Origin of the sequence: Kineococcus indalonis, from assembly GCF_009906395.1 — a bacterium.
Classification (GTDB): Bacteria; Actinomycetota; Actinomycetes; order Actinomycetales; family Kineococcaceae; genus Kineococcus; species Kineococcus indalonis.
Genome location: NZ_JAAALM010000179.1, coordinates 1 through 7,156, shown reverse-complemented (window position 1 = coordinate 7,156; position 7,156 = coordinate 1). Strand labels below are relative to the sequence as shown.

7 protein-coding genes are annotated in these 7,156 nt (G+C 73.9%); all 7 read right to left on the bottom strand.

Annotation, left to right across the window (positions count from 1 at the left end):
* Nucleotides 1-29: 29 nt before the first annotated feature.
* On the bottom strand, nucleotides 30-899 hold the full coding sequence (locus GTR00_RS10585; protein ID WP_166611586.1) for a decaprenyl-phosphate phosphoribosyltransferase: 870 nt from the start codon (nucleotides 897-899) through the stop codon (nucleotides 30-32).
* The gene (locus GTR00_RS10580; RefSeq protein ID WP_323132388.1) at nucleotides 896-1,492 is read right to left on the bottom strand and encodes a phosphatase PAP2 family protein; all 597 of its coding nucleotides are present in this window, start codon (nucleotides 1,490-1,492) and stop codon (nucleotides 896-898) included. Before GTR00_RS10580 ends, GTR00_RS10585 begins: the two co-directional genes overlap by 4 nt.
* The gene (locus tag GTR00_RS10575) at nucleotides 1,489-2,226 is read right to left on the bottom strand and encodes an ABC transporter ATP-binding protein (protein WP_323132387.1); all 738 of its coding nucleotides are present in this window, start codon (nucleotides 2,224-2,226) and stop codon (nucleotides 1,489-1,491) included. Before GTR00_RS10575 ends, GTR00_RS10580 begins: the two co-directional genes overlap by 4 nt.
* Nucleotides 2,227-2,229: 3 nt before the next feature.
* Entirely contained in the window at nucleotides 2,230-3,090 is an 861-nt protein-coding gene (locus GTR00_RS10570) for an ABC transporter permease (RefSeq protein WP_166611587.1), read from the bottom strand.
* A 56-nt stretch (nucleotides 3,091-3,146) separates the two neighbouring features.
* Nucleotides 3,147-5,252, bottom strand: a complete 2,106-nt coding sequence (locus GTR00_RS10565) for a glycosyltransferase (RefSeq protein ID WP_166611585.1) — start codon at nucleotides 5,250-5,252, stop codon at nucleotides 3,147-3,149.
* Complete coding sequence (gene glf / locus GTR00_RS10560; protein WP_166611584.1) at nucleotides 5,249-6,433, bottom strand: UDP-galactopyranose mutase; 1,185 nt, start codon at nucleotides 6,431-6,433, stop codon at nucleotides 5,249-5,251. The genes GTR00_RS10565 and glf overlap by 4 nt, the downstream gene beginning before the upstream one ends.
* 217 nt (nucleotides 6,434-6,650) lie before the next feature.
* Nucleotides 6,651-7,156, bottom strand: a 506-nt coding sequence (locus GTR00_RS10555) for a DUF6541 family protein (RefSeq protein WP_205705507.1), incomplete at its 5' end; no start/stop codon positions are given.

Here is a 7,156-nt window from a genome sequence, read left to right as displayed (position 1 = left end):
CCGCTCCCCCCTCGCGATCGGCCCCCCGCTCACGCGTACACCGCCAGCAGCAGCACCGCGACCCACGCCAGCGCCAGCACCAGCAGCACCCGGTCGTGCAGCGCCAGCTCCTCCGGCTCCTCGGCCTGCCCGCGGTCCACGTCCACCGCGTAGCGCAGCACCGCCAGCACGAACGGCACCACCGAGACCACCGACCAGCGCGTGCTGGACTCGTTGAGCACGGTGAACGCCCACAGCGAGTAGGCGGTCACCAGGACCGTGGCGGACAGCGTCCACACGAAGCGCAGGTACGTCTGCGTGTACCTCTGCACGACCCGGCGCACCTGCCGCCCGGTCGCCTCGCCCTGGCGCGCCTCGGCGTAGCGCTTGCCGGCGGCCATGAACAGCGAGCCGAACGCGGTGGTCAGCAGGAACCACGACGACAGCGGGATGCCGGCGGCCACGCCGCCGGCCAGGGCGCGCAGCAGGAAGCCCGAGGCCACGCTGGCCAGCTCCACGACCGGCTCGTGCTTCATCCCGAAGCAGTAGGCGAGCTGGATCGCGGCGTACACGGCCATGACGATCAGCAGGTCCCAGTCCCACAGCGCCGAGCCGGCCAGGCCCACGGCGAACAGCGCCACGGCCACCGCGTAGGCGGTGCCCGGGGAGACCACGCCGGCGGCGATGGGCCGGAAGCGCTTCTTGGGGTGGGCGCGGTCGGCCTCGACGTCCTTGGCGTCGTTGACCAGGTACACGGCGCTGGCCACCACGCAGAAGGCGACGAAGGCGATCGCCGCGCCGGTGAAGGCGTGCGCGTCCAGCTGCGAGGCGCCCGCCGGCAGCAGCGGGGCGACGACGAGGACGTTCTTGACCCACTGGCGCGGGCGCGCGGTCTTGACCAGCCCGGCGACGGCGTTCACGCGCGCCGCTCCCCGAGCAGGCGCTCGGCCACCGGCTGCCCGAGCAGGGCCACGGCCGCGCCCAGCGCGGTGCCGGCGGCCACGTCGCTGGGGTAGTGCACGCCCACGACGATGCGCGACAGGGCCATCGCCGGCACCAGCGGCGCCAGCCGCCCGCGCCCCACCAGGGCGCCGAAGGCGACGGCCGCGGCGGTGGTGGAGGTGGCGTGCGAGCTGGGCAGGCTCCAGCGGCTGGGCGTGCCGGCGCGCACGAGGACGTCGGGGTGCGAGGGGCGCACCCGCCGGGTCAGGCGCTTGACCACCACGCTGGTGCCGTGCGCGGCCACCACGGTGGCGGTGGCCGCCGCCCAGCGCCGCCGGCGCGGGGCGTCCACGAGCGCGCCCAGCGCGCCGCCGGCGATCCACACCGCGGCGTGCTCGCCGGCCAGGCTCATCAGCTGCGCGGTGCGCACCGTCGCCGGCTGCGACAGCGCCCGCTGCGCGGCGATCATCAGGCGCAGCTCGGCGGTCGTGGGCGCCGGGCCCTCGGGGGGCCCGTCCACGCCGGCCACGGCCCCGCGGGCCTCCTGCTGCTCGTCCATGGGTCCCTTCACGTCCGCAGCCGTCCCACGGCTGAGTGGATGTCCTCGTCGGCGACCAGGCGGCCGCGCTCCAGCACGACGCCGCGCTCGCACAGCTTCTCGACCATGTCCAGGTCGTGGCTGACGATGACGAGGGTGCGCCCCTCGTCGCGCAGCTCGCGCACCCGCGCCAGGCACTTCTGCTGGAACGGGGCGTCGCCCACCGCGAGGATCTCGTCGATGAGGAAGATCTCCGGGTCGGTGTGCACCGCGACGGCGAACGCCAGCCGCAGGAACATCCCGGAGGAGTAGAACTTCACCTCGGTGTCGATGAAGCGCTCGATCTCGCTGAACGCCACGATGTCGTCGAAGCGCCGCGCGGTGGTGGCCTCGTCCATGCCGAGGATCGCGGCGTTGAGGTAGACGTTCTCCCGGCCCGTCAGGTCCGGGTGGAAGCCGGCGCCGACCTCGATCAGCCCGGCGATGCGCCCGCGCACGAGCACCCGCCCGGAGTCCGGGCTCATGACGCCGGAGATGAGCTTGAGCAGCGTGGACTTGCCCGAGCCGTTCAGGCCGAGCAGGGCCACGGCCTCGCCCTCGTGCACGCGCAGGCTGACGTCGTCCAGCGCGGAGAAGGTGTTGCCGAGGTCCTTGCCGCGCACGGCGGACATGGCCAGCTGCTTGAGGCTGCGGTCGTGGCGCAGGTGGAAGACCTTGCTGACGCCCTCCACGCGCACGGTGCTGCGGGTGCCGGTGCTCGCTGCCACGCCTCAGAGCTCCTGCGCGAAGCGGCCCTCGAGCCGCCGGAAGGTGAACTGCCCGACCGCGAGGACGACGAGCGAGACGGCCAGGCCCAGCAGGCCGTACCAGAGCACGTGCGGGGGCAGGGTGGCCACCGGCAGGCCGGGGCCCTGCTCGGTGGCGCCGAACCAGAAGGCGAAGTGGAACAGCTCCACCGCGGTGGTCACCGGGTTCAGCTGGTACACCTCCCACAGCCAGCCGGGCACCTGCTGCTGCACCTGGCTCCACTGGTACAGCACCGGGGAGGTCCAGGTGACCACCAGCAGCATGAGGTCGACGATGTTCTCGAAGTCGCGGAAGAGCACGTTGACGGCGCCGAAGAACAGCCCCAGGCCCACCGCGAGCAGCGCGATCGTGACGAAGCCGAGGACCCCGCCGAGCAGCTGCGCAGGCGTGGGCCGCCAGCCGGAGACCAGCGTGCCGATGAGCAGGATCACCAGCTGCGGCAGGAAGTGCACCGCCGCCACCCACGCGCTGGAGACGGGGAACAGCTCGCGCGGCAGGTAGATCTTCTTCACCAGCGGCGCGTTGCCGACCACCGAGCGCGTGGCGTTGCCGAACGTCTCGGAGAAGAAGTTGATGACGACGATGCCGGAGAACAGGTACACCGCGTAGTCCTGGATGGCGTCGCCCTGGCGCAGGAACACGCCGAGGGCGAAGTAGAACACGCAGAACTGCACGGCCGGCTTGACGTAGCTCCACAGCAGCCCCAGGAACGAGCCCTGGTAGCGCACCCGCAGCTCCTTGCGGACCAGCAGCTTCAGCAGGTAGCGCCGCTCCAGGACGTCGAGCAGCCCGCGCCCGCGGCCGGGGACGGCGAAGCCCTCCAGGTCGTCGTCGCCCGCGCGGTACCCGGCCGCTCCCGGCGACCCCGCGACCACCCCGCTCAGCGCTCCTCGCCCGCGCCCGACAGCGCGGCCTCCCCGGCGGAGTCGCCGGCGCCGCGCTCCGCGGCGGGCGCGGCCGGCGGCTGCGGCGCGGGCACCGTGCTCGCCTCGAACACGCCGTCCCAGGCCTGCGGGGACGTGAAGCGCGGCATCGCCTCGCGGTACGCCGCGGCCAGCTCGTCCCAGCGCGCCCACAGCTGCCGGTGCGCCTCGGCGCTGCGCGCCAGCAGGCGGCGGAACTCGCGCGGGTCGCGCTTGTACCAGGCCGCGGCGGTGCCGTCGGCGGTGGAGACCACGGCGGAGTCGTAGTGCGCCAGGCGCCACCAGGTGGAGTCCATCGCCGCGACCTGCTTCTCCGGCCGCTCCAGCGCCTCCGGCGCCGGCGCGGTCAGGTGGCGCGCCACGACGGCCGCCGCCCACGGCAGCAGCGTGTAGCGGTTCGGGGAGGTGGGCTCCTTGCCCTTGCGCGGGGGCTTGCGCTGGTGCGCGCGCGGGAAGGCGTCCACGTCGGTGGAGGTGCGCGCGTCCGGGTACGCCTTGCGCGCCTGGCGCACCTCGGCGGTGCGGGTGGGCAGCGTGGCCAGCAGGTGCTCGGGACCGGACAGGACGTCCTGCAGGGCCATCAGCCGCAGCACCTCGGTGGAGTACTGCATGGAGATGAGGTGCTTGACGTCCGTGAAGACGGACTCGCGGAAGATGCGCCCGCCGCGCGGGTACGGCGAGTGCAGCAGCGCGGCCACGAGGCGGTTGCGCTCGTGGAAGTACGCCTGCCAGTCGGTGCCGTCGTCCTTGTCCGTCCAGGACACGTGCCACACGGCCGCACCGGGCAGGCTGACCGTGGGGAAGCCCGCCTCGGCGGCGCGCAGGCCGAACTCGGCGTCGTCCCACTTGATGAACACCGGCAGCGACAGGCCCACCTCGCGCAGCACCGCCACGGGGATCAGGCACATCCACCAGCCGTTGTAGTCCACGTCGACGCGCTTGTGCATCCACGGCGTGGCCCGCAGGTTCTGCGCCGAGAGGTCGTGCCGCTCGTGCACGCCGGGCACCGAGCCCCAGAAGAAGCGGTACTTGTCGACGCGCTCGCCGAAGGAGTGCATGACGCTGCGGTCGAACATGTCGAACATGTGCCCGCCCACGACCGTGGGGGTGCGGCACGCCTGCGCGAACTGCAGGGCGCGCAGCACGCCCTCCGGCTCCACGACGATGTCGTCGTCCAGGAGCAGGACGTGGTCGCTGACGCCGGCGCGCAGCGTCTCGCGCATCCCGCGGGAGAACCCGCCGGAGCCGCCGAGGTTGCCCTGGCGGACGATGCGCAGCTGCTCGCCCAGCGCGGCGGCGACCTCGGCGAAGCCGGGCTCGTCGGAGACCAGCTGGGTGCCCTGGTCCATGACGTAGACGTGGTCGAGCACGGCCCGCACGTCCTCGGACGCCGCCAGGGTGCGCAGCAGCTCCAGGCAGTAGTCGGGGCGGTTGTAGGTGGTCACGGCGATCGACAGGGTCGACGCCGGCGGCGGGACCTCCTCGGCCACCTGCCACTCCGCGCGCACCAGCGCCGTCTCGGCCGCGCCGGCCGCCACGTCGAACCAGTACCAGCCGCCGTCGCCGAAGGCGGCCAGCGACAGGTCCACCACGAGCGGGGCGCCGGGCGCGACGGTGCGCGCGGTGACGCGCTGGCGCAGGCCGCGCGCGTTCGAGCGGTACACGGTCACGGTGCCGGCGGCCGCCAGCTCCACCTGCAGGCGCACCGCGCTCGCGGTGGTCCAGCGGCGCCAGTAGCTGGCGGGGAAGGCGTTGAAGTAGGTGCCGAAGGACACGCGGCTGCGCGCGTCCACGACCAGGCCGCGCCGGCCGCGCACGTTCTCCGCGCGCCCCTCGGCGCGCACCGCGAGCGTGGCGGTGGAGCCCTCGGCGGCGGCGGGCGCGCCGCCCAGGGAGTCCGCGTCGTCGCCGGGGCGCCCGCCGCCGACCGCGCCCGGCGTGGACACCGCCGAGTCGTAGTCGACGTACAGGGCCAGGTCGTCGGCGTCGGCGTCCACCGGCAGGACGACCCGGTGCACGGTGCGCCAGGTCGCGCCCGGGAGTTCCACCAGCGTCGTGCTCACGCGTCCACCCCGCCGCTCGTCAGCTTCGCGCTCCCGCCGAAGTGCGGGGCGAGCTTGTTGTCCACCGTCGACAGCGCGGCGCCGATCGCCATGTGCATGTCGAGGTACTTGTAGGTGCCCAGGCGCCCGCCGAAGAGCACGCCGTCCTCGCCGCGGGCCAGGTCCCGGTAGGCCAGCAGGCGCTGGCGGTCCGCGGGGGTGTTCACCGGGTAGTACGGCTCGTCGCCGCGCTGCGCGAAGCGCGAGTACTCCTTGACGACCACGGTCGCGTCGCGGGTGTAGTCGCGCTCGGGGTGGAAGTGCCGGAACTCGTGGATGCGCGTGTAGGGCACGTCCTCGTCGGCGTAGTTCATCACCGGGGTGCCCTGGAAGTCGCCCACCGGCAGCACCTCCTGCTCGAAGTCCAGGGTGCGCCAGGTCAGCTCGCCCTCGGCGCCGCCGAAGTACTCGTCCACCGGGCCGGTGTAGACGACCGGCACCTGCCCGACCACGGCGTCCCGGGAGAAGTCGCCCCCGCGCAGGAAGTCGGTGCCCAGGCGCACCTCGATGCCCGGGTGGTCGGCCAGCCGCTCCAGCCAGGCGGTGTAGCCGTCCACCGGCAGGCCCTCGTACGTGTCGTTGAAGTACCGGTTGTCGTACGTGTAGCGCACGGGCAGGCGGGTGACCGTCTCCCCGGGCAGCTCGCGCGGGTCGGTCTGCCACTGCTTGGCGGTGTAGCCGCGGAAGAACGCCTCGTACAGCGGCCGCCCGATGAGGGAGATCGCCTTGTCCTCGAAGTTGTCGGCGCCGGCGGTGTCCACCTCGCCGGCCTGCTCGGCCACCAGGGCGCGCGCCTCGGCCGGGGACATCGCCTTGCGGAAGTACTGGTTGATCGTGGCCAGGCTCACCGGCATCGGGTAGACCTCGCCGCGGTACGTGGAGTACACGCGGTGCACGTAGTTGGTGAACCGGGTGAACCGGTTGCAGTACTCCCACACCCGCTCGTTGGAGGTGTGGAACAGGTGCGCGCCGTAGCGGTGCACCTCGATGCCGGTGGTCGGCTCCGCCTCGGAGTAGGCGTTGCCGCCGATGTGCGAGCGGCGCTCGAGCACGAGCACCTTCAGGCCGAGCTCCTCGGCGCACCGCCGCGCGACGGTCAGGCCGTAGAAGCCGGACCCGACGACGACCAGGTCGACGTTCACCGCGCCTCCCGACGTCCGCGCGAGGGGGCGGGGGCGTGCTGCTGCGACGAGCTGTACCTAGGCATGATGCCGCTCAGGGTAACGGGCCGCCGCCGGGGCCACGGCAAGGCTCGCCAGCCCGCCGCCCCCGCGCCGGGCACGAGCCGTGGCGGTCCGGTGACGGTCCCGTGGGGAGCGCGTGAGGGTCCCGGGGCGGGGGCGGGGCGGCCCCGGGCCCTCAGCCGCAGGCGGTGATCCGGTACAGCACCGCCCCGCCGCCGGAGGCGACCTCCTCGAAGCCGGGACGGCCCCGGAAGAGGCGGAAGGCGGTGTAGCCGGCCGGCTCCAGGCGCGGGGGCCGCCACAGCGGCCCGTCGTCGAGCACCCAGCGCACGCGCTGGCGCTGCAGCACCGGGCACACCGCCGGGTCCACCCCGGCGTCCTGCAGGTGGTCGGCCAGGAAGACCCAGTCGGCGGGGTAGGCGCCGCGCAGGTGCGGGTAGAGCACCTCCACGCCGGAGAGCGCGTACGCGAAGGCGCTGCCGTCCCACGGCGTGCCGGCCACCACGTCGCCGCGCGGCACCCAGCGGCCCAGGTCCTCCAGGAAGCGCTGCTCGGCGAGGGTGACCAGCGAGTTGCGCGGGTGCTCGGCCGCCTGGGCGTTGGACTTCGCCAGCTGCGCGGCGTTGCCCCGCACCTGCGGCACCACCGCGGCCAGCGCCAGCAGCGCGGCGAGCGCGGCGG